General features: G+C 59.8%; 21 protein-coding genes. 10 read left to right on the top strand and 11 right to left on the bottom strand.

The annotated features are described in order from the left end of the window. Nucleotides 1-282 precede the first annotated feature (282 nt). The 5 genes from ACIP66_RS25510 to dksA all read right to left on the bottom strand — a co-directional run bounded on the left by ACIP66_RS25510 (nucleotide 283) and on the right by dksA (nucleotide 6485). Nucleotides 283-1719 (bottom strand): sigma-54-dependent transcriptional regulator, encoded by a 1437-nt coding sequence (locus ACIP66_RS25510; RefSeq protein WP_400651808.1) that lies wholly within the window; start codon nucleotides 1717-1719, stop codon nucleotides 283-285. 22 nt (nucleotides 1720-1741) lie between these two features. Continuing rightward, the gene (locus tag ACIP66_RS25515) at nucleotides 1742-4696 is read right to left on the bottom strand and encodes a sensor histidine kinase (RefSeq protein WP_400651810.1); all 2955 of its coding nucleotides are present in this window, start codon (nucleotides 4694-4696) and stop codon (nucleotides 1742-1744) included. After that, the gene (locus tag ACIP66_RS25520; RefSeq protein ID WP_003176118.1) at nucleotides 4680-4856 is read right to left on the bottom strand and encodes a hypothetical protein; all 177 of its coding nucleotides are present in this window, start codon (nucleotides 4854-4856) and stop codon (nucleotides 4680-4682) included. The genes ACIP66_RS25515 and ACIP66_RS25520 overlap by 17 nt, the downstream gene beginning before the upstream one ends. 77 nt (nucleotides 4857-4933) lie before the next feature. After that, on the bottom strand, nucleotides 4934-5830 hold the full coding sequence (gene gluQRS, locus ACIP66_RS25525; RefSeq protein ID WP_400651813.1) for a tRNA glutamyl-Q(34) synthetase GluQRS: 897 nt from the start codon (nucleotides 5828-5830) through the stop codon (nucleotides 4934-4936). A 211-nt stretch (nucleotides 5831-6041) separates the two neighbouring features. After that, nucleotides 6042-6485, bottom strand: coding sequence for an RNA polymerase-binding protein DksA (gene dksA / locus ACIP66_RS25530; RefSeq protein ID WP_053123888.1), 444 nt, complete (start codon nucleotides 6483-6485; stop codon nucleotides 6042-6044). Nucleotides 6486-6821: 336 nt separating this feature from the next. Between dksA and ACIP66_RS25535 the strand changes: the two genes are divergently transcribed. Together ACIP66_RS25535 and sfsA are read left to right on the top strand one after the other, a co-directional pair. Continuing rightward, nucleotides 6822-7994 (top strand): pyridoxal phosphate-dependent aminotransferase, encoded by a 1173-nt coding sequence (locus tag ACIP66_RS25535; protein ID WP_212545822.1) that lies wholly within the window; start codon nucleotides 6822-6824, stop codon nucleotides 7992-7994. Further along, nucleotides 7994-8707, top strand: a complete 714-nt coding sequence (gene sfsA, locus ACIP66_RS25540; protein ID WP_400651817.1) for a DNA/RNA nuclease SfsA — start codon at nucleotides 7994-7996, stop codon at nucleotides 8705-8707. The genes ACIP66_RS25535 and sfsA overlap by 1 nt, the downstream gene beginning before the upstream one ends. Here sfsA and ACIP66_RS25545 read toward each other — a convergent pair. Continuing rightward, nucleotides 8704-9021: a Rieske (2Fe-2S) protein gene (locus ACIP66_RS25545; RefSeq protein WP_400651820.1), complete on the bottom strand. Its 318-nt coding sequence runs from the start codon at nucleotides 9019-9021 to the stop codon at nucleotides 8704-8706. The two genes, sfsA and ACIP66_RS25545, sit on opposite strands and share 4 nt — an antisense overlap. Nucleotides 9022-9186: 165 nt before the next feature. Between ACIP66_RS25545 and ACIP66_RS25550 the strand changes: the two genes are divergently transcribed. Genes ACIP66_RS25550 through ACIP66_RS25565 form a run of 4 tightly spaced genes read left to right on the top strand, consistent with a single transcriptional unit; the run spans nucleotide 9187 to nucleotide 12733 of the window. Further along, entirely contained in the window at nucleotides 9187-10059 is an 873-nt protein-coding gene (locus ACIP66_RS25550) for a hemin ABC transporter substrate-binding protein (protein WP_400651823.1), read from the top strand. A gap of 50 nt (nucleotides 10060-10109) precedes the next feature. Next, entirely contained in the window at nucleotides 10110-11093 is a 984-nt protein-coding gene (locus ACIP66_RS25555) for an iron ABC transporter permease (RefSeq protein WP_212545838.1), read from the top strand. Continuing rightward, nucleotides 11093-11860: a heme ABC transporter ATP-binding protein gene (locus ACIP66_RS25560; protein ID WP_159815131.1), complete on the top strand. Its 768-nt coding sequence runs from the start codon at nucleotides 11093-11095 to the stop codon at nucleotides 11858-11860. Before ACIP66_RS25555 ends, ACIP66_RS25560 begins: the two co-directional genes overlap by 1 nt. 21 nt (nucleotides 11861-11881) lie before the next feature. Then, nucleotides 11882-12733 carry a ChaN family lipoprotein gene (locus ACIP66_RS25565; protein ID WP_400651826.1) on the top strand — a complete coding sequence of 284 codons (852 nt, stop codon included), beginning with the start codon at nucleotides 11882-11884 and terminating at the stop codon, nucleotides 12731-12733. Nucleotides 12734-12966: 233 nt separating this feature from the next. Here ACIP66_RS25565 and ACIP66_RS25570 read toward each other — a convergent pair whose 3' ends face one another. The 4 genes from ACIP66_RS25570 to ACIP66_RS25585 form a co-directional block, all read right to left on the bottom strand. After that, nucleotides 12967-13761 (bottom strand): Crp/Fnr family transcriptional regulator, encoded by a 795-nt coding sequence (locus ACIP66_RS25570; RefSeq protein WP_400651829.1) that lies wholly within the window; start codon nucleotides 13759-13761, stop codon nucleotides 12967-12969. A 5-nt stretch (nucleotides 13762-13766) separates the two neighbouring features. After that, nucleotides 13767-14039, bottom strand: a complete 273-nt coding sequence (locus ACIP66_RS25575) for a TfoX/Sxy family protein (RefSeq protein WP_053123870.1) — start codon at nucleotides 14037-14039, stop codon at nucleotides 13767-13769. A gap of 286 nt (nucleotides 14040-14325) precedes the next feature. Further along, nucleotides 14326-14670, bottom strand: a complete 345-nt coding sequence (locus ACIP66_RS25580) for a pentapeptide repeat-containing protein (protein ID WP_053123868.1) — start codon at nucleotides 14668-14670, stop codon at nucleotides 14326-14328. Between the two features lie 91 nt (nucleotides 14671-14761). Then, the gene (locus tag ACIP66_RS25585) at nucleotides 14762-16318 is read right to left on the bottom strand and encodes a bifunctional aminoglycoside phosphotransferase/ATP-binding protein (protein ID WP_053123866.1); all 1557 of its coding nucleotides are present in this window, start codon (nucleotides 16316-16318) and stop codon (nucleotides 14762-14764) included. 117 nt (nucleotides 16319-16435) lie between these two features. Here ACIP66_RS25585 and mrcB point away from each other — a divergent pair, with 117 nt between their 5' ends. Genes mrcB through ACIP66_RS25600 form a run of 3 tightly spaced genes read left to right on the top strand, consistent with a single transcriptional unit; the run spans nucleotide 16436 to nucleotide 19861 of the window. Further along, the gene (gene mrcB, locus ACIP66_RS25590) at nucleotides 16436-18760 is read left to right on the top strand and encodes a penicillin-binding protein 1B (RefSeq protein WP_053123865.1); all 2325 of its coding nucleotides are present in this window, start codon (nucleotides 16436-16438) and stop codon (nucleotides 18758-18760) included. Nucleotides 18761-18776: 16 nt separating this feature from the next. Further along, entirely contained in the window at nucleotides 18777-19526 is a 750-nt protein-coding gene (locus ACIP66_RS25595) for a hypothetical protein (protein WP_053123863.1), read from the top strand. Then, on the top strand, nucleotides 19526-19861 hold the full coding sequence (locus ACIP66_RS25600; protein ID WP_053123861.1) for a YqcC family protein: 336 nt from the start codon (nucleotides 19526-19528) through the stop codon (nucleotides 19859-19861). Before ACIP66_RS25595 ends, ACIP66_RS25600 begins: the two co-directional genes overlap by 1 nt. A 157-nt stretch (nucleotides 19862-20018) precedes the next feature. Here the strand turns inward: ACIP66_RS25600 and ACIP66_RS25605 are convergent, their stop codons facing one another. After that, on the bottom strand, nucleotides 20019-20435 hold the full coding sequence (locus ACIP66_RS25605; protein ID WP_400651833.1) for a DUF4124 domain-containing protein: 417 nt from the start codon (nucleotides 20433-20435) through the stop codon (nucleotides 20019-20021). Between the two features lie 398 nt (nucleotides 20436-20833). Here ACIP66_RS25605 and ACIP66_RS25610 point away from each other — a divergent pair. Continuing rightward, the coding region (locus tag ACIP66_RS25610) for a hypothetical protein (RefSeq protein ID WP_400651835.1) at nucleotides 20834-20925 on the top strand (92 nt) is incomplete at its 3' end.

Here is a 20925-nt window from a genome sequence, read left to right on the forward strand (position 1 = left end):
GCCTCTCGCCGTCTTGTTTTTATTGTGCGTGAGTCGATTCGTCTTATTTTTATTGTCTTGTGCATTGCTTGTTATTGTTCTTGTACCAAACATATAGCAGGGGTCGTGCCAACTTTTGCGAAACCCCGTAAAACAAAGGGTTAGGTCGATATAACCGTTTTCTCGGGGCGAAAAAAAGCCGGGGTTTCGTTACCGATAACCCCGGCTTCTGTTACGTGAAAAGACTGAGGTAACAGTTTTTTCACCTCTTCAAGCGTTACCCGCACACTCGACAGGTAACGTTCAGCTCTCGCTGGCGACCCCGGTCTTGCGCCGGGGGATGCCCAGACGCTGACGGCGTTCCCACAGACATTTACGGCTGACGCCCAGTTTGCGCGCCAGTTCGGTCTCGGTCATGTGATCCTGATGCTCAAGGACGAAGTGCTGGAAGTAATCCTCCAGCGACAAGTCTTCAGTCGGCTCATGGCTGCTGTTGCTGGCGTTACCACCGGTTTGCGGTGGCAGGCCGATGAACTCGTCGTCGTCCAGATCGCTCAGTTCAATGTCGATGCCCAGCAGTTCGGCAGAGATTTCCGGGCTTTCGCTGAGAATCACCGCGCGCTCGACTGCGTTTTCCAGCTCGCGCACGTTACCCGGCCAGGAATAGTGACGAATGGCCTGTTCGGCATCGGCAGCAAATTTCAGGTCGGTACGGTTGATGCGCGCGCTCTGGCGAGCGAGGAAAGCTGTGGCGATTTCGTTGACGTCGGCACCGCGTTCGCGCAGCGCTGGCAATTTCAGGGCAATCACGTGCAGACGGTAATAAAGGTCTTCACGGAACTGGCCGATTTTCGCAAGGCTCTTCAGATCCCGGTGCGTTGCTGCGATCAGGCGTACATCGACCTTCTGCGACTGCACCGAACCAACACGGCGAATTTCGCCTTCCTGCAACACGCGCAACAGGCGGGCCTGAGCTTCCAGTGGCAGTTCGCCGATTTCGTCGAGGAACAACGTGCCGCCGTCCGCCGCTTCGACCAGACCGGCACGCCCGGCGCTAGCGCCAGTGAACGCACCTTTTTCATGGCCGAACAGTTCGGACTCGATCAGGCTTTCCGGAATGGCGGCGCAGTTCACCGAGATCATCGGTGCCTTGGCGCGTTTCGACAGGTTGTGCAGGGCGCGGGCCACCAGTTCTTTACCGGTGCCGGACTCGCCCTGAATCAGGACATTGGAATCGGTGGGCGCGACCTTGCGGATCTTGCTGTACAGATCCTGCATCGGCGGGCACGAGCCGATGATGCCGATCTCGCCATTGCTGTTGTCGGTGGAGGGTTTGCCGCTGCCATTGGCCGGTTTGCTGGCAAGCGCTTCGCCGGCAGCCGGGGCCGATTGGCGATCACGCAGAATCCGCGCGACGGCCTGGAGCATTTCATCGTGGTCGAAAGGCTTGGCGATGTAATCCACCGCGCCCATCTTCATCGAGTCGACCGCCGAGCGCAGGCTGGCGTAACTAGTCATGATCAGCACCGGCGTGCCCTGGCCAAGCTTGATCAGCTCGGTGCCCGGCGCGCCCGGCAAACGCAGATCGCTGACGATCAGGTCGAACGTAGGAATGGTGAAGCGTTCTTGTGCTTCCTGCACTGAACCGGCTTCGCTGACCTGGTACTGGTTACGTTCCAGCAGGCGGCGCAAGGCGGAGCGGATAATTGTTTCGTCTTCGACGATCAAAATGTGCGGCATTGATTCGATACTCTCGACGGTCTCAGTTCACAGCGGACGTCGCTTCGACAAGACGCGGCAATGTCACCCGAATACGGGTGCCGCGTTGGCTTTGTACATCAGCCGGGCTGTCGATGGTGATTTGTCCATAATGCTCTTCAACGATGGAATAGACCAGTGCAAGGCCCAGACCGGTGCCTTCGCCAGGATCCTTGGTGGTGAAGAAGGGTTCGAACAATCTGTCCATGATGTTCTTCGGAATACCGCTGCCTTCGTCTTCGACGATCAGATCGACCGTGTGTTCGCCGGCTTCGCTTTTCACCCGTACCGCACTGTGCGGCGGCGAGGCGTCGCGGGCGTTTGAAAGCAGATTGATCAACACCTGCGCGAGCCGCTGCGGATCGCCTTCGACCCAGTGATCCGGATCGCACAGGTTGTAGAACTGCACTTCGAAATTGCGTCGGTTCAGCGCCAGCAGGCCAATCGCGTCCTGCGCCACTTCCGCCAGACAAACCGGCTCATCGCTGTGTTGATGGCTGCCGGCGTGGGCGAAGCTCATCAACGACTGGACGATGCGCGATATGCGTTTGGTCTGTTCGAGAATCTGCCCGCTGATTTCCGTCAGTTCGTCGTCTTCTTCGCGCTCTTCGCGCAGGTTTTGCGCCAGACAGGCGATGCCGGTGACCGGGTTGCCGATTTCGTGGGCGACACCCGCCGCGAGGCGACCAATGCTCGCCAGCCGTTCGGAGTGCACCAGTTTGTCTTCGAGCATCTGTGTTTCGGTCAAATCCTCGACCAGTAACACCAGACCGCTGTTACCCGGAGCAAGCGGCTCATCGATGGCCGCTTTGTGCAGGTTCAGCCAGCGGGTCTGGCCGTCGAGGGCCAGATGCTGTTTGTGCAAATGCTCGTCGGGCAGATTGATGAAGCCCTGCAACAATTCTTTCCATGGCTCGCCGATGGTGCTCAGGCGGGAACCGACCACGCGTTGCGCGGCAATCCCGGTGAGTTCTTCCATGGCCTTGTTCCACATCAGGATCTCTTGATCCTTGGCCAGCGAACAGACGCCCATCGGCAGTTCCTGCAGGGTCTGGCGGTGGTAGCGGCGCAAGGCATCGAGTTCGGCGGCTAAACCCGTGAGGCGCGAGTGGTAATCCTCGAGACGGCTTTCAATAAAGTGAATGTCTTCGGTGACATAGTTTTCGCCGCCCGCCTTATAAGGCAGGAAGGTTTCCACCATGTCCTGCGCCACGCTCGGGCCCATCAGGCCGGAGAGGTTGGCTTCGATGCGGTCGCGCAAACGGCGAAGGGCATAAGGACGGCGTTCGTCGAAGGGAAGGTAAAGGTCACGCAGGGCTTGCTCGACTTCTTTTTGTGCTGCTTTGGCGCCCAGTGGTTTCGCCAGTTGCGTGGCGAATTCCTGCGGCGAGGCGGCGTGCAGTTCGCGGCGTTGCGGGCGACGCACGTTATCCACAGCGCAGGCTTCGGCGGCGCTGGCTTCTTCGGGACTGGCGTTGGTGAACAGCGAGATCAACGTGAACATCAACACGTTGGCCGCCAGCGAGGCAATCGCGGCCATGTGCCAACTGGTGTCGTCGAGCACGTAAATCATGTTCAGCAGCGGGATGTAGAAACCCTGCAGATTGCCGACCAGCGGCAACAGCATGGTCACGACCCAGACCAGAATCCCCGCCAACAGGCCGGCAATAAAGCCACGGCGATTGGCGGTCGGCCAATACAGCACAGACAGCACGCCCGGGAGGAATTGCAGGGTCGCGACGAAGGCAACAATGCCAAGGTTGGCCAGATCCTGCTCGGCGCCGAGCATCAGGTAGAAACCGAAACCAGCCATGATGATCGCGACGATCAGCGCGCGGCGCGTCCATTTCAACCAACGGTAGATATTGCCTTCAGCCGGCGGCTGATAAAGCGGCAGCACCAGGTGGTTCAGCGCCATGCCCGACAGCGCGAGCGTGGTGACGATGATCAGCCCGCTGGCCGCTGATAAACCACCGACGTAAGCGAGCAACGCCAGCGGCTTGCTGTTGGCGGCGATGCCGATGCCGAGGGTGAAATATTCCGGATTGGTCGTCGCGCCCAGTTTCAGACCGGCCCACAAAATCAGCGGTACCGCCAGGCTCATCAACAGCAGGAACAGCGGCAAACCCCAGCTCGCACTGACCAGCGAGCGTGGATTGAGGTTTTCGGTAAACGTCATGTGATACATGTGCGGCATCACGATCGCCGAAGCGAAGAACACCAGCAACAGCGTGCGCCACGGGCCCTCCTGCAATGGCGTATGCAGCGCGGCGAGGGCGGTCTGGTTTTGCAGCAGCCACACCTCAAGTTGTTGCGGGCCGTCGAACACGCCGTACAGCGCATACAAACCGACGCCGCCGAGGGCAACCAGTTTGATCACCGATTCAAAGGCAATCGCGAACACCAGCCCTTCGTGTTTCTCTCGGGTGGCGATGTGGCGGGAGCCGAAGAAAATCGTGAACAGGATGATCAGCGCACAAAACGCCAGCGCTACGCGGCTCTGCACCGGCTCGCCAGTGAGGATGCCAATGGAATCGGCGACCGCTTGAATCTGCAACGCCAGCAACGGCAACACGCCAATCAGCATGAAGATCGTGGTCAGCGCACCGGCCCAGGTGCTGCGAAAGCGAAAGGCAAACAGATCCGCCAGCGACGACAGTTGATAGGTGCGGGTGATTTTCAGGATCGGATAGAGCAGCACCGGCGCCAGCAGAAACGCGCCGGACACGCCGAGGTAACTGGACAGAAAACCGTAGCCGTACTGATACGCGAGGCCGACCGTGCCGTAGAACGCCCACGCACTGGCGTAAACCCCCAGCGACAAGGTGTACGTCAGCGGGTGGCGAATGATCGCGCGCGGGATCATGCCCCGTTCGCTGACCCAGGCAACGCCGAACAGCACCGCCAGGTACGCGGCGCTGATCAGGATCATCTGGGTCAGGCTAAAGCTCATCGGCATCTTTTTGGCTCTGCAGGATGAAGGTCACAACAATCAGGATCAGCCAAAGCAGATAGGGGCGATACCAGGCGCCCGTAGCGTCGATCCACCAATCCATGATGGCGGGGGAAAACAGGTAGATCCCCACGACTAAAAGCAGGACCAAGCGATAGATGTACATCCCGGCCTCTCTTTTTTATGCGCGTGCCCGAAAACGTGCGGCGATGGTAACGGATGGGCGCGCGACTGCAAGTGTCGTCATAGCAGTTGCGCTTCGGGCAGGGTCAGTGTGCGCGGGATCTTCGTCGCATCCCAATGCTTGCTGCCCCAACTGAGCAATTCTTGCGGCGAGGCGTGGGCCAGTTCGGCGCCGGGATTTTGCCCCAAAGCACGCAGGGCCCGCAGCAGCAATGGCGTGGCCTGATCTGCTTCAAGCGGTGGTGAGCGATAGGACTTGCCGAGCTTGTTGCCGTCCGGTTGGGTAATCAACGGCAAGTGCAGGTAACGCGGTTGGCGCAGGCCCAACAGTTCTTGCAGGTAGAGCTGACGTGGAGTCGAGTCGAGCAGATCGGCACCACGGACGATGTCGGTGATGCCTTGCCACGCATCGTCGAGCACCACGGCCAGTTGATAGGCGTAGAGGCCGTCACGGCGGCGGATGACGAAATCGCCGACGTCGCGGCCTAGGTGCTGGCGGTACTCGCCCTGCACACGGTCGATGAAGTGGTATTCCAGCTCCGGCACGCGCAGGCGGATCGCCGCGTCTTGTTGATCATGGCCGGCGTTGCGGCACAGGCCCGGATAAATGCCGTTGTACGCTTCGAGCTGTTTGCGCGAACAGGTGCAGGCGTAGGCCAGACCGTGATTGAACAGGCTGTTGAGCACATCGGCGTACGCGTCGTGCCGAACACTCTGGCGCACCATGTCGCCGTCCCACTCGAAACCGTAGCTTTCCAGCGCCTTGAGAATCGCGGTCTGCGCGCCGGGTTCTTCACGCGGCGGATCGAGATCTTCCATGCGCACCAGCCAGCGACCACCGACTGAACGGGCGTCGAGGTAAGAGGCGAGGGCGGCGACCAGCGAGCCGAAATGCAGATGGCCACTGGGGGTCGGGGCGAAGCGGCCGATGTAGGCGGGGGATTTTTTGGCAGTCATGGAAACGAAGCTACTTTTCAGGCTATACGCAGGTCAACCTGTAGGAGTGAGCCTGCTCGCGATAGCGGTGTGACATTCAACACCGATATTGACTGACCCATCGCTATCGCGAGCAGGCTCACTCCTACAAAAGGCAAAGGCAAAGGCAAAAGACAAAAGGCAGAAACAAAAACGGAGCGTTCGCACGCTCCGTTCTTCGTTCAGGTCGAGATTACTTGCCGACCTGCTTTTCCTTGATTTCCGCCAGGGTCTTGCAGTCGACACACATGTCGGCTGTAGGGCGTGCTTCGAGGCGCTTCACACCAATCTCGACGCCGCACGAATCACACCAGCCGTACTCTTCGTCTTCGATCAGTTGCAGCGTCTTGTCGATCTTCTTGATCAACTTGCGCTCGCGGTCGCGGGCGCGCAGCTCAAGAGCGAACTCTTCTTCCTGGCTGGCACGGTCGGCCGGATCCGGGAAATTCGCAGCTTCGTCTTTCATGTGGTCAACAGTGCGGTCGACTTCCTGCATCAACTCCTGTTTCCACTTGTTCAGAACCTTGGTGAAGTGCGCGCGCATCGGGGCGCCCATGTACTCTTCACCTTTCGCCGGAACGTAAGGTTCGAAACCGCTGATCGTGGTTTGCTGCTGTTGCTTTGCTTGGGTGGGCATGAAATGGACCGCCTCTACTCTTGTAATCCATTGCGCAGGATTGCTCCATCACCGACACCTGCCGGCCCTGCGGCTGCAAGCGGGCGAACTTACCAGATCAATTCGGCCCGCGCTACTCCCGGATGTCGAGGCCCCGGCGGGTGGCGCTTGTAAAAGTCAGGCAAGCTGTGTCTGGCGGTGGTGGAGACCTGTTCAATCACTGATTTTAGTCAATCCTGGAGCGTACGCTCGTATCGTTACAGTCCAGCGTTCTTGAGGCTGTGACCGCTGCGGGTTCTCGCTCGTTCCGGCAGATGGGTAGAATCGTCTCTTTTTTTCCGTTGAAGGAAAGGCCCAATGGCTCAGCCCTACAGTGCGCGCAGTCGTGCGATCGAACCGTTTCATGTCATGGCGTTGCTGGCGCGGGCCAATGAGTTGCAGGCGGAAGGCCACGACGTGATCCATCTGGAGATCGGCGAACCGGACTTCACCACGGCCGAGCCGATCATTCGCGCGGGGCAGGCGGCGCTAACCGCCGGGAAAACCCGTTACACCGCCGCGCGCGGCATTCCTGAGCTGCGCGAGGCGATCGCCGGGTTCTATCAATCGCGTTATGGCTTGAACATCGATCCACGGCGGATTCTGATCACGCCGGGCGGTTCCGGGGCGTTACTGCTCGCCAGTGCGTTGCTGGTCGATCCCGGGAAACACTGGCTGTTGGCGGATCCGGGTTACCCGTGCAACCGCCACTTCCTGCGTCTGGTTGAAGGTGCGGCGCAACTGGTGCCGGTCGGGCCTGACGTGCGTTATCAACTGACCCCGGATCTGGTCGAGCGTCATTGGGATCACGACAGCGTTGGCGCACTGGTCGCCTCACCGGCCAATCCGACTGGCACCATCCTGACCCGCGATGAGCTGGCCGGGTTATCCACAGCCATCAAGGCCAGACACGGGCATCTGGTGGTGGACGAGATCTACCACGGCCTGACCTACGGCACCGATGCGGCGAGCGTGCTGGAAGTCGATGACAGTGCTTTCGTGCTGAACAGTTTCTCCAAGTATTTCGGCATGACCGGCTGGCGACTCGGCTGGCTGGTGGCGCCGGACGCAGCAGTCAGCGAGTTGGAAAAACTCGCGCAGAACCTCTACATCAGCGCCCCGAGCATGGCCCAGTACGCCGCGCTGGCCTGTTTCGAACCGGACACCATCGCCATTCTCGAAGAACGCCGCGCCGAGTTCGGCCGTCGTCGCGACTTCCTGTTGCCGGCCTTGCGCGAGTTGGGTTTCAACATTGCCGTGGAGCCTGAAGGCGCGTTCTACTTGTATGCCGATATCAGCCAGTTCGGCGGTGATGCCTTCGCGTTCTGTCGACATTTCCTCGAAACCGAGCACGTCGCTTTTACGCCAGGGCTGGATTTCGGTCGCTATCAGGCCAGTCATCATGTGCGTTTTGCCTACACGCAAAACCTCCCTCGCCTACAAGAAGCGGTGGAACGCATCGCGCTTGGTTTGAAGAGTTGGCAAGGCTGATGCGCTTTTATCCAGAGCTTGAAGAAGCGCGACTGATCCGTCGTTACAAACGTTTCCTCGCCGATATCGAAACGGTTAACGGCGAGTTGCTGACCATTCACTGCCCGAACACCGGTTCGATGCTCAATTGTCAGGTCGAGGGCGGGCAAGTCTGGTTCAGCCGCTCCAATGACCCCAAACGCAAGTTGCCCGGTACTTGGGAAATCGGCGAAACCCCGCAAGGCCGCCTGTTTTGCGTGAATACTGCGCGGGCCAACGGCCTGGTCGAGGAAGCCTTGCAAGCTGGCGTCATCACCGAGCTAAACGGCTTTACCGCGTTGAAGCGTGAAGTCGCTTATGGTCAGGAAAAAAGTCGCATCGATTTTCGCCTCGAATACCCGAGCGGCCCGGCTTACGTGGAAGTGAAAAGTGTCACGCTGGGTTTCGACGGTACGCCGGTGGCAGCGTTTCCGGATGCGGTGACCCAGCGCGGCGCCAAGCATCTGCGGGAGCTGGCGCATCTGGCGCGGGACGGAATTCGCGCGGTGCAGTTGTATTGCGTCAATCTCAGCGGGATAGAGGCGGTGCGCCCGGCCAGGGAAATTGATTCAGCGTATGCCGACGCGCTGCAGGAAGCGGTCGCGTGTGGCGTCGAGGTGCTGGCGTACGGTGTGCGCTTGAGCCATGAAGAGATGGTCATCGATCGGCGCCTCGATGTGCTGCTCAACGGCTAAACATCGATCCACAGGCCTTGTGCGTCCTCGCGGCAAGGGATGGCGATGAGTGATTGCCCGGCGCAGGGCCCGGCCACGCATTCACCGTCCTCGATCAGAAACAGTGCGCCGTGGGTGGCGCACTGAATCAGGCTGTTGCTCGGGTCGAGAAACTGGTCGGGTTGCCATTCCAGCCCCACGCCCCGGTGCGGGCAGCGATTCAGGTAGACGTAGGCCTGGCCGCTGCGGCGCACGGCGAACAGCTTATTGCCGTCGATCTCGAAACCACGGCTTTTCGCTTCGGCCAGATCGGCGCCTGCGCAGAGAAACTTCATGACTATCCTCTAGTGTCCGCTCGTGTCCGGATATGTCCGAGCTTGACGTTTAAATGCAAACAATTATCAAATGACGGCCTTCGTCCGCAGGGCGGCTGGCAGATGCCGAGGATACTTGGCCTGTCGTCCCGATGCCCGGGAAAACCACGTTCAAGGAAGCTGTGTATGCGCCTGAGTACCCGCGTTGCTGTGCTGTGTGTCGGACTTTTGCTCAGCCACCAGGCTGCAGCGGCTGAGTTGCCGCAACGTTGGGTGAGTGCTGGCGGCGCGCTGTCGGAGTGGGTTTCGGCGTTGGGCGGCGAGGCGAAACTGGTCGGCGTCGACACCACCAGTCAGCATCCGGAATCTTTGAAAGCGCTGCCGAGCATCGGCTATCAGCGCAGCCTTTCCGCCGAGGGCATTCTCAGTTTGCGCCCGGACATACTGATCGGCACCGAAGAAATGGGCCCGCCGCCGGTACTGTCGCAAGTCAAAGCGGCCAAGGTGCAGGTGGAATTGTTCTCGGCGCAGCCGGATCTGCCGACGGTTGAGAAAAACGTGACCCGTCTCGGTCAATTGCTCGGCGCTGAAGCTCAGGCCAAACAACTGCTGGCAAGTTATCAACAGCAACTCGACGCACAAAAAGTGCGGGTTGCCGACGCGCAGTCGAAACAGAAAGCCCCGGGCGTGCTGCTGTTGCTCGGGCATGCCGGTGGCAAACCGTTGATCGCCGGCAAGGACACCGCCGCCGACTGGCTGCTGCAACAGGCGGGCGGGCATAACCTCGCGACGCACACCGGTTACAAACCGTTCTCGGTGGAATCCCTTGCCAGTCTTGATCCGGAAGTCCTGGTATTCGCCGACCGTGCCTTGACCGGTGACGCGGCGAAAGCGGCGTTGTTCAAGGAAAACCCGATTCTCAATTCAAGCCGCGCGGCGAAAACCGGGCGGGTGCTGGAGCTGGATCCGACGTTGTTGGTCGGCGGCCTCGGCCCACGCTTGCCGGCGGCGTTGAAAACCCTGTCTGACGGTTTCTACCCGGCCAAGAGCGGCCAATGACCACACTGGTCAAACCCCGTGGCTTATTTATCGGCCTGACCCTCCTGTGTTTGCTGGCGATCTGGCTATCGTTGGCATTGGGGCCGGTCAGCCTGCCGCTGTTCGACACGCTGCGGGCGGCGTTGCGCCTGATCGGTGTGCCGCTGGCGCCGGACGGGCTGGAACAGGCTGAGCTGATTCTCGGGCAAATTCGTCTACCGCGAACCTTGCTTGGTCTGGCGGTGGGCGGTGTGTTGGCGTTGTCCGGCGTGGCGATGCAGGGTTTGTTTCGCAATCCGCTGGCGGATCCGGGGCTGGTCGGTGTTTCCAGTGGCGCGGCGTTGGGCGCGGCGATTGCGATTGTCGGCGGCTCGTTTTTTGGCGGCATGCCTGAGTGGTTCGGGCCTTACCTGTTGTCGGTGTGCGCGTTTCTCGGCGGCCTCGGTGTGACGGCGTTGGTGTACCGACTCGGTCGGCGTAACGGCCAGACCAATGTCGCCACCATGCTGCTGGCGGGTATTGCCCTGACCGCACTGGCCAGTTCGGCGGTGGGGCTGTTCACTTATCTGGCGGACGACGCGACTCTGCGCACGCTGACATTCTGGAATCTGGGCAGCCTCAATGGTGCGAGTTACGCGCGGTTGTGGCCGTTGCTGATCATCAGCGCCGCTGTCGCCTTGTGGCTGCCGCGTCGGGCGCGGGCGTTGAATGCGTTATTGCTCGGCGAGTCGGAAGCCGGGCATTTGGGAATCGATGTCGAGAAGCTCAAGCGTGAGTTGGTGTTCTGCACGGCGCTGGGTGTTGGCGCGGCGGTGGCGGCGGCAGGGATGATCGGTTTTGTTGGCCTGGTAGTGCCGCATCTGGTGCGCTTGCTGGCGGGGCCGGATCATCGGGTGTTGTTGCCGGCCTCGGTGCTGGCGGGGGCGAGCCTGTTGTTGCTCGCCGATCTGGTGGCGCGGCTGGCGCTGGCGCCGGCGGAATTGCCGATCGGTATCGTCACCGCGTTTATCGGTGCGCCGTTCTTCCTTTACTTGCTGTTGCGAGGACGTGCCTGATGCTGCGAGCGCACAATCTGCACATCCATCGCGGCCGCAAAACGGTGCTCAGCGAAGTTTCGCTGCAACTCGAACCGGGTGAAGTGCTTGGTGTGCTCGGGCCCAATGGTGCCGGCAAAAGTACCTTGCTCGGCGCCTTGTGCGGTGAATTGAAACCGAGCGAGGGCGAAGTGTCGCTCGACGGCCAGGCGCTGACGCACTGGACGGGCACGCAACGGGCGCAACGTCTGGCCGTACTGCCGCAAGTGTCGACGCTGGATTTTGCGTTTCGCGTTGAAGAAGTGGTCGGCATGGGCCGCTTGCCTTATCAAAGCGGTCGAGTGCGCGATGACGAGATTATTGCTGCCGCACTGGCAGCCGCCGATGCCGGGCATTTGAGCGGACGCAGTTATCTGGCGTTGTCCGGCGGCGAACGTCAGCGCGTGCATCTGGCTCGGGTGTTGGCGCAACTGTGGCCGGGGCAGGCCGGACAAACGTTGTTGCTGGACGAGCCGACGTCGATGCTCGATCCGCTGCATCAACACACCACGTTGCAGGCCGTGCGCGAGTTCGCTGATCGCGGCGCTGCGGTGTTGGTCATCCTGCATGATCTGAATCTGGCGGCGCGCTATTGTGATCGGGTGTTACTGCTTGAAGGTGGGCGCCCGGTCGCGCTGGATACGCCGGAGCAAGTGCTGCGCCCGGACGCACTCAAAGCCGTGTTCGGTCTCGAAGTATTGGTGCAACCGCACCCGGAGCGTGGGCATCCGCTGATCATCGCCCGCTGAGTTTTTCATCGAGGTGAGTGCATGCGCGCAATCTGGTTGTTGGCGGTGTTGTGGTTGGCGGGGTGTCAGCATGTGGCTGTGGCGCCGCCGCCCGCTGGAGAAATTCTTGATCTGCGCAACGGTCAGGTGCTGACGGCGCAGCAATTGCTGATGCGACTGGCAGAGCCTGAGCGTGTGATCGTCGGCGAGCAACATGACAATGCCGATCATCACGCGGTGCAGTTGTGGTTATTGCAGGCACTCGGCGAGCAACGGCCGCAGGGCAGTCTGTTGCTGGAAATGCTCACGCCGGAGCAGCAATCGAAAGTTGATCAAGTGCGCCATGCCGCTACGCCTCCTGTTGATCTTCCTGCTGCATTGGCCTGGCAGGACGGTTGGGACTGGAATCTCTACGGGCCGATCGTTCGTTTCGCGCTCACGCAACCGTATCCGCTGCTGGCGGCGAATCTGGACACCGCCGAAATCCACACCTTCTACCGTAACCCGCCGGTTTTAAAGGGTGAGCGCAGTAATGCAGCCCCAGTAAAAAGCACGTTGCTTGAGCAGATCAGTGATTCGCACTGTGGCCTGCTTCCGGAATCTCAAATGCCGGCGATGCTGGCGGTGCAGCAACAGCGTGATCGGCGTATGGCTGAGCGTTTGCTGGCCGCGCCGACGCCTTCGCTGTTGCTGGCCGGTGCCTGGCATGCGCGCAAGGATGTCGGTGTGCCGGTGCATGTCGAGGATTTGGGTGCCACTGAAGCACCGACGGTTTTGATGTTGGCAGAGCAGGGCAGTGAGATGACTGCGGCAATGGCCGATTACGTCTGGTTTACTCCTGTCACGCCGAAGCAGGATTACTGCGAGCAAATGCGCAAACAGTTCGGCAAATGACTTTTCCACAGGCAAAAAAAGACCCGGTAAAAACCGGGTCAAATAACCGTGATTAGCCTGATGAGGAGATAATCTGAGAGTCCGAACCAAGGGCTTTTCAGAATATCGACTGATCTCGCGACCAGTTGTGATAATCATAGCGATTCTCATTACCGAGTCAACACCTGATTCTGGATTTATTTGATTTAGTCTGAGAAATGGCCGGAACGCCCCGCAAACAAAGGACTTGAGCGTTAACCGTTAGTCGACGTCAACTGGGTGATCCGCCGGTTGAGCTGACCGATGCGCCGCGCCATGCTCTCGATCAGGCTGTGAGCGATCTTTGGATTGCTGCGGGTCATGCTCAAAAATTGATCACCGGGGATCAGCATGATGGTACTCGGCTCGCGGGCGATCACCGTGGCGTTGCGCGGTTCGCGGGTGAACACCGCCATCGCGCCGAAAATTTCATCCCTGGGTACTTCGCCGACTTTCTGCCCATCAACAAACGCTTCGGCGTGCCCGTCGATGATCACGAAAACATGATCAGCGGCGTCACCTTGTTGAATCAGGATTTCGCCGGCCTCGACCCGTTTGAAACCATTGGTGCTACGAAACTCGCGCGGCTTCAGTTCTGCTACGGCGTGGGCCAGTATCGCGGTGTGCCCCAGCAGGTATTCGAGAAATTGCTCAGCCCGAGCGGGCTCTGCATACAAATGCTGAAACAGATCACAGCGCCGATAAGGCAGAAGACGCAGTGCGCCGTCACTGCTCAAGCGGCAATCCATCCAGGCTTCGCCACGTTGCAGACCGATCAAGTCGCCTTCCTGCCAATAGAACAGGGCTCGACCAGCGATGCTGCCGCTGATCACGCCCTCGCTGAGCAGAAACAGCTGATCACTCGGCAGTTGTTCCAGCAAATCCTCAGTCGCCTCGACTTCAATCTCCAAACCGCACGGCTCAAGGCCTTGCAGCCATTGCGCGGGCAGAGTCTGCAAGCGATTGATCAGCGCATCCACTGGCGCCGATTGTTCCCCCAGCAAATACATAGCGGTCAGTTCTTGTGACGCGCGGAGATGGCGTCGAGCTGTTTGTTCAACGCGTCTTTGCGCTCGGCGGGAATGTCGTTCCAGTGCACGTCCATCAGCGCGCCTTCGATCGCATACAACAACACCTTCGATGCGCGAAACCCGCGGGTACGCACGGCCCGGTAGGCGTCCACCGCGCCCAGGCGACGCAAGTCCGAGGCGCTGTGGATGCCCACAGCATGCAGCCATTGCGCCGACGTCTTGCCAAGATTCTTCAGGTGTTGCAGTTCATCATTCATCAAGCCTCCTTGCGACGGCCGAACGGTGCGTGGGCGAGCTTCTCAGGAGTGTAGCCATCAGTAGGAAAAGCGTGGTTGTTTGGTCGGATTCGACGCAAAATCTTCTAAGAAAGGGCGCTTGAAAGGCCTGCGAACGCAGAAAGGAGGGGAAAACACATAACCAATGTGGGAGCGAGCCTGCTCGCGAAAGCGCTATGACTTTCACGATCAGGGTGACTGACACTCCCTCTTCGCGAGCAGGCTCGCTCCCACCAGGTGGGTGTTGTATCAGAGAAGGGTATGCATATCAGCGAGTGCGATAGCGCAAACGCGTACCAAAATTCATCGACATCAAAATCTCGTCCGCACTCAACTCCGCCGGGAAATACGCCCCGGAAATCTGCGCGTGAGCGAGGCTCGCCCCTTCAAGCGATGCATTACGGAAATCAATCCCGCGCAAATCAGCAGAACGGAAATACGCGTCACGGAAATCCACGCCATCGGCATTCAGCTCGCGCAGATCGAGACCGCGAAAATCGCCGCCGACCATGTCGATCGGGCCGTCCTGCGGGCGTTCCTTGTTGAAACCAGTGATGTCGTCTTTATGCAGCAAGGCATACAGCGGGGTGTCGAGAAGTTTCGGCTGGCTCATGTCACATCACCTGTTGGTTTTATGACGCCAGTATAGTGCCACTATTTGACGGCCGTGAAGCAAGCGAGGGCTTCACGGCCGAAATAGTTTCTTACAGGCCTGGCAGGCGCTGACGGATCTGTGCGACCACAGTATCGAGGGTGCCGGATTCGTTGGTCTGCACGCGTTTGCTGCGCAGAATTTCTTCCGGCGTCAGCGCTTCACGATTGGCTTGTTGCGCTTCAATCACAGCCAGCGTGGCGTCGGACGGATCCTGTTTGTCGGCCTGACGAATCGCCAGCCAGCTCTCGATCACCGCTTGCGGCGCGTTGCAGTCGAGGATCAGGAATGGCGTGCCAGTGGCTTCGGCAATTTTTGCCGCGTTGTCGCGTTGTTCGCGCTTGAGGTAAGTCGCGTCGATAACCACCGGGAAACCGGCGTGCAGGATCACTTCAGCGATTTCATGCAGACGCGCGTAAGTCGCGGTGCTGGCGTCGGCGCTATAAATACCGGCCTGTACATCATTGGCAACGGTTTGCTCGCCGAACAGACGCTTGCGCTCAACGTCGGAGCGCAGGCGAATGGCGCCCAGTGCTTCAACCAGACGCATGGCCACGTGACTCTTGCCGACAGCAGAAACGCCGTGAGTGATGGCCATGAAACGCGAAGGAATGGTGCTGTAACTTTCCGCCAGGTTGGCGTAGTTGCGGTACTGACGCAGGGTGGTCGCGCGCTGCACCGGAGTCGCGTCGGCCGGCATGCTGAACAGCGCCACTTTTGCGCGAACCATTGCACGGTAGGCTTTATAGAAGTTCAGCACTTCCAGACCCTGGTAATCGCCGGTCAGCTCCAGGTACTGGCTGATGAAGCGGCGCGCGAGGGATTTCAGGCCACGGTCTTCCAGGTCCATCGCGAGGAAACCGGTGTCGGCCCATACGTCAGTGAAACGGAAAGGCTCGTTGAATTCGATGCAGTCGAAGATCACCACTTTGCCGTCGATGACGGTAGCGTTACCGAGGTGGATGTCACCGTGGCATTCACGGGTGAAACCGTCGGCCTTGCGCTGAGTGAACAGAGGCTTGAGGCGCTCGAAGCTGCTTTCGGCCCAGGCTTTCAGCGCGTCGAGTTGCAGCAGGTCATTTTTGTCGCTGAGGAACGGCAGGATTTGTTCGAAGTTTTGCGACACCGGCGCCATCACGCTTTCCGGGGTGCCAGCATCGTGTTCGGCCGGGACTTTTGGCGCGCTGAGGTGGAAGTGCGCGATCTGCTGCGCCATCTCATCAATGTGCTGGGTGGTCAGCTCGCCATTCGCTTGCAGGGTGCTGAGCATACCGGTCTGCGGGAACTGGCGCATTTTCAGCAGGTATTCGATGGCCGGGCCGTCACCGCCCAGTTGCGGTGCTTCGACGCTACCGGTGACTGGCAACACTTCCAGATACAAATCATCGGTCAGGCGCTGGTTCAGGCGCAGTTCTTCGGCGCAAAAGTGCGCGCGCGATTCGAGGCCGGTGAAGTCGAGGAAGCCGAAATTCACTGGCTTCTTCACTTTATAAGCAAACGGACCGGTGAGGATTACCCACGAGATGTGCGTTTCGATGACCTGAAACCCTTCGACAGGGTGCGGGTAGAGGGCCGGGTTTTGCAGGGCAGCGATCAGTGACTGGCTCACGGGCGATCCTTCAGAGAGGGGGGAAATTCGAGGCGGCTATTATGGCCGCTCGCCAGCCTGACGCAAACCTCGGAGCGCTCCTGTTGAGGATGAATAAAGTGCGTATAATCCGCCGCCATGACTCGAACTCGATCTCCCCGTACCAAGAAAAAACCACCTTCCAAGGGCCTTGGCCCGTGGTTGAGCTGGGCCATTAAACTCAGTCTGGTCGGCCTTGTCGTGCTGGCCGGCTTCGCCGTTTACCTCGATGCCGTGGTGCAGGAGAAGTTCTCCGGCAAGCGCTGGACCATCCCGGCCAAGGTTTACGCGCGCCCGCTTGAGCTGTTCGTCGGACAGAAGCTCAGCAAGGACGATTTCCTCACTGAACTCGATGCCCTCGGCTATCGCCGCGAAGCCGTGAGCAACGGCCCCGGTGCTGCTGCGGTCAACGGCAACACGGTTGATCTGAACACCCGTGGCTTCCAGTTCTATGAAGGCCTGGAAAAACCGCAACCGGTGCGCGTGCGCTTCTCCGGCGATTACGTCGCCGAGTTGTCGGCGACCAACGGTTCCAAGCTGTCGGTGGTGCGTCTTGAACCGCTGATGATCGGCGGCATTTATCCGAAAAATCTCGAAGACCGCATTCTGATCAAACTTGATCAAGTGCCGCCGTACCTGCTCGAAACTCTGGTGGCTGTCGAAGACCGCGATTTCTACAGCCACTGGGGCGTGTCGCCGAAGTCGATTGCCCGCGCTGTCTGGGTCAACACCTCGGGCGGCAAAATGACTCAGGGCGGCAGTACGCTGACCCAGCAGTTGGTGAAAAACTTCTACCTGACCAGCGAACGCAGTCTGACCCGCAAGCTCACCGAAGCGATGATGGCGATGCTGCTGGAGTTGCATTACGACAAGAAAGAAATTCTTGAGGCCTACCTCAACGAAGTCTTTGTCGGTCAGGACGGTCAGCGTGCGGTGCACGGTTTCGGTCTGGCCAGCCAGTTCTTCTTCGGCCAGCCATTGTCCGAGCTGAAGCTGCATCAGGTTGCGCTGCTAGTCGGCATGGTCAAAGGTCCGTCCTACTACAACCCGCGTCGCAACCCGGAGCGTGCGCTGGAGCGTCGTAACCTGGTGCTCGACGTGCTTGAGCAACAAGGTGTGGCGACCGCCGAGCAAGTCGCAGCGGCGAAGAAAATGCCACTGGGTGTGACCACGCGCGGCAAACTGGCCGACAGTTCCTTCCCGGGCTTTATCGATCTGGTCAAACGTCAGTTGCGTGAAGACTATCGCGACGAAGACTTGACCGAAGAAGGCCTGCGCATTTTCACCAGTTTCGACCCGATTCTGCAGATGAAGGCGGAAGCCTCGGTCAACGACACTTTCAAACGTCTGTCCGGGCGCAAAGGCTCCGACGATGTTGAAGCGGCGATGGTCGTGACCAACCCGGAAACCGGCGAAGTGCAGGCGATGATCGGCAGCCGTCAGGCCAGTTACGCAGGCTTCAACCGCGCGCTCGATGCTGTGCGGCCGGTGGGTTCGTTGATCAAACCGGCGGTGTACCTGACCGCGCTGGAAAAACCGAGCAAGTACACGCTGACCAGTTGGCTGTCGGATGACCCGTTGTCGGTTAAAGGCGCGGACGGTCAGGTGTGGAAACCGCAGAACTACGATCGTCGCTCCCACGGCACGGTGTTCCTCTATCAAGGTCTGGCGCATTCCTACAACCTGTCGACCTCGCGTCTGGGTCTGGAAGTCGGTGTGCCGAACGTGCTGAAAACCCTCGGGCGCCTTGGCGTAACCCGTGAGTTCCCGGCGTTCCCGTCGATGTTGCTGGGTGCCGGCGGCATGACCCCGATCGAAGTGGCAACCATGTACCAGACCCTCGCCAACGGCGGTTTCAACACGCCGATGCGCGGGATTCGCAGCGTATTGACCGCCGAGGGCGAACCGCTCAAGCGTTATCCGTTCCAGATCGAGCAGCGTTTCGATCCGGCGTCGATTTACCTGATCCAGAACGCCATGCAACGAGTCATGCGTGAAGGTACCGGTAGCTCGGTTTACAACGTCTTGCCGAAAACCCTGACGCTGGCCGGCAAGACCGGTACCAGTAACGATTCGCGGGACAGCTGGTTCGCCGGCTTCAGCCAGGACTTGCTGGCCGTGGTCTGGCTGGGTCGCGACGATAACGGCAAGACGCCGTTCACCGGTGCCACCGGTGCGTTGCAGGTCTGGACCAGTTTCATGCGCAAGGCCGACCCGCTGCCGCTGGACATGCCGCAGCCGGACAACATCGTTCAGGCGTGGGTGGATTCGCGCACCGGACAAGGCTCCGATGCCAACTGCCCGGGCGCGGTGCAGATGCCGTATATTCGCGGCAGCGAACCACCACCCGGCGCCGCGTGCGCAAGCGAAACGCCTGCTTCCGGCGAGTCGGTGATGGATTGGGTCAAGGGCTGGATGAATTAAGCAAAGAGGGTTTCAAGTGAACAAGTGGTTGATTCCAGCGGTGACCGCCGTGGCTTTGCTCAGCGGCTGCTCTACCGTACAGCGTGGTTCGATTCCGGTGGTTGATTCCGGGACTGCGGTGTCCAACAGCGAACGCATTTCGGCCAATGGCGGTTTCCGTCAAACCACGGTGAAGCGTCCTGCGCAGGGCCAGACTCAGGCCATTCCGCAGGGTGATACCGGCGTGGTGGTGATGGTGCCGGGTGGCGGCGCTGCCGTGTCGACGCCGATCAGCTCTTCGCCGATCGTGCCGGGCCCGGCGTCCGGCGGTATTACGGCAGGGCCTTACAACCCTGCGCCAGTCGAGTCGGCGCCGGTCAATACCGGCACCTACAACATGCCGTCGACGCCGAGCGGGATTCCGTCGGCCAGCAGCGGCGGCGGTTTATCGGCTGACGAGCAACTGGACGGTCCGGTGCTCGCCTTGCTGACCACTGCGCAACAGCAACAGGCCGGTGGCGACCTCAACGGTGCGTCCTCCAGCCTCGAGCGTGCGCAACGTGTCGCGCCGCGTGAGCCGCAAGTGCTTTATCGCCTCGCGCAGGTACGCATGGCTCAAGGCGATGCACCGCAAGCCGAGCAGTTCGCCCGTCGCGCCCTGACCATGGCCAACGGTCGTCCGGATCTGCAGGCCAGCCTGTGGGAATTGATCGCGCAGTCCCGTGAGAAACAAGGCGATTCCGCCGGCGCCGCTCAGGCCCGTCAGAAGGCCAAGGTTTCGCTGTGATGGATGCACGTTTCCCGAAAATCGCCGATCAGCTGTTGCTGATCGAGCGCGAACTGCGCACACAGGGCTGGTGGGATGAGGTGCAGCCGTCGGCAGAAGCCTTGAGCAGTGTCGAACCGTTTTCGGTCGATACGCTGGACTTCGAACAATGGCTGCAATGGATCTTCCTGCCGCGCATGAAAATGATCCTCGAGCAGGATCTGCCACTGCCGAATGCCTCGGGCATTCAGGAAATGGCCGAGATGGTCTTCGCCCAGCGCAACCTGGGTGGCAAGGATCGTCAACTGCAGGTGCTGCTCAAAGAGTTCGACCTGCTGATCACCGCCTCACGTTAACCCCCGATCCTTTTCGGGGCGGACACGTTTCCCGGCAACCCCGATCCTGTCGGCGTGTACACCGGAAACGGTAGGAGCTGCCGAAGGCTGCGATCTTTTGATCCTGTTTTAAAAACAACATCAAAAGATCGCAGCCTTCGGCAGCTCCTACACATATCTATTCACAATTCTGTGCAATCTGCTTCTGCGCCTCAACAATCCGCTCCTGACGCTGTGCATCGTCCAGCCGTCGCATCTGTCCCTCCACTTCCTCCCTCAAACGCGGATTGTTCTGCAACTGCGCAAGGTTCGTCCGTGCCTGCTGACAAAACTGCTTGAGCTGCGCCTGTTGATCCGCGACCTGTTTCTTCACCTTGTCATCAATCGCTTTCTGATCGCCGAGCACGCCGCGGCCCGGCATTGGCGCCGGTTTGGGCGGGGGCGAGGAGGGCGTCTGTAACGTCGTCGACGGCTGGCCCGCTGGCGGCTGCGCATCGAAATGCGTGACACCTTGGGCGTCGACCCATTTGTAGATCTGAGCGGCCATGCACCAGGGGCTGAGGCCGATCAGCAGGGAGAGGAGGAGCGTTCGCATGCTGATTCCTTGGCAAAATTGCGCAATTGACGCTAACAGAGTAGCGGTTTTCAGGTTTTTTCTTGCGTTCTCATGTGCTTACCCACAATTAGTGACATAGACAGCTTGACTTGGAGAGGGCGAAACAGAAGAATCCAAAGTCCGCTGTAGAGGGACTGCCAGAAGCAGACCCACTCGGTAGATCATGAGGCGCACATCCGCGCCGACCTGTTACACCCGCAACGCGTTACCTCGCGCTGGGTGGGAAAGGCCCGCAACACTGGGACGATCCCAATACTTGCTCAGTCAGTGCTGACGTAGTCGGCGACCACCGTCGCTCATGCTCTGCCGAGAAGTAAACCTATTAAGACCCGCCCCTTTTTTGTGGACGGTATTCTGGCGTTTTAGAGGTGAACAACGTGGAGCTTTTATCTGGCGGTGAGATGCTCGTCCGCTTTTTGCGTGACGAAGGCGTCAAATATATCTACGGGTACCCGGGTGGTGCTCTCCT

This window comes from Pseudomonas sp. NPDC088429, from assembly GCF_044753305.1.
GTDB lineage: Bacteria > Pseudomonadota > Gammaproteobacteria > Pseudomonadales > Pseudomonadaceae > Aquipseudomonas > Aquipseudomonas rustica.

Bases quoted from the DNA above. Each gene is read 5' to 3' on its own strand.
- ACIP66_RS25575 (WP_053123870.1), bottom strand. From the start codon at position 14,039: ATGAATGATGAACTGCAACACCTGAAGAATCTTGGCAAGACGTCGGCG.
- ACIP66_RS25515 (WP_400651810.1), bottom strand. From the start codon at position 4,696: ATGCCGATGAGCTTTAGCCTGACCCAGATGATCCTGATCAGCGCCGCG.
- ACIP66_RS25550 (WP_400651823.1), top strand. From the start codon at position 9,187: ATGCGCCTGAGTACCCGCGTTGCTGTGCTGTGTGTCGGACTTTTGCTC.
- mrcB (WP_053123865.1), top strand. From the start codon at position 16,436: ATGACTCGAACTCGATCTCCCCGTACCAAGAAAAAACCACCTTCCAAG.
- ACIP66_RS25565 (WP_400651826.1), top strand. From the start codon at position 11,882: ATGCGCGCAATCTGGTTGTTGGCGGTGTTGTGGTTGGCGGGGTGTCAG.
- gluQRS (WP_400651813.1), bottom strand. From the start codon at position 5,830: ATGACTGCCAAAAAATCCCCCGCCTACATCGGCCGCTTCGCCCCGACC.
- ACIP66_RS25570 (WP_400651829.1), bottom strand. From the start codon at position 13,761: ATGTATTTGCTGGGGGAACAATCGGCGCCAGTGGATGCGCTGATCAAT.
- ACIP66_RS25560 (WP_159815131.1), top strand. From the start codon at position 11,093: ATGCTGCGAGCGCACAATCTGCACATCCATCGCGGCCGCAAAACGGTG.
- ACIP66_RS25545 (WP_400651820.1), bottom strand. From the start codon at position 9,021: ATGAAGTTTCTCTGCGCAGGCGCCGATCTGGCCGAAGCGAAAAGCCGT.
- ACIP66_RS25510 (WP_400651808.1), bottom strand. From the start codon at position 1,719: ATGCCGCACATTTTGATCGTCGAAGACGAAACAATTATCCGCTCCGCC.
- dksA (WP_053123888.1), bottom strand. From the start codon at position 6,485: ATGCCCACCCAAGCAAAGCAACAGCAGCAAACCACGATCAGCGGTTTC.
- ACIP66_RS25580 (WP_053123868.1), bottom strand. From the start codon at position 14,670: ATGAGCCAGCCGAAACTTCTCGACACCCCGCTGTATGCCTTGCTGCAT.
- ACIP66_RS25600 (WP_053123861.1), top strand. From the start codon at position 19,526: ATGGATGCACGTTTCCCGAAAATCGCCGATCAGCTGTTGCTGATCGAG.
- ACIP66_RS25535 (WP_212545822.1), top strand. From the start codon at position 6,822: ATGGCTCAGCCCTACAGTGCGCGCAGTCGTGCGATCGAACCGTTTCAT.
- sfsA (WP_400651817.1), top strand. From the start codon at position 7,994: ATGCGCTTTTATCCAGAGCTTGAAGAAGCGCGACTGATCCGTCGTTAC.
- ACIP66_RS25605 (WP_400651833.1), bottom strand. From the start codon at position 20,435: ATGCGAACGCTCCTCCTCTCCCTGCTGATCGGCCTCAGCCCCTGGTGC.
- ACIP66_RS25520 (WP_003176118.1), bottom strand. From the start codon at position 4,856: ATGTACATCTATCGCTTGGTCCTGCTTTTAGTCGTGGGGATCTACCTG.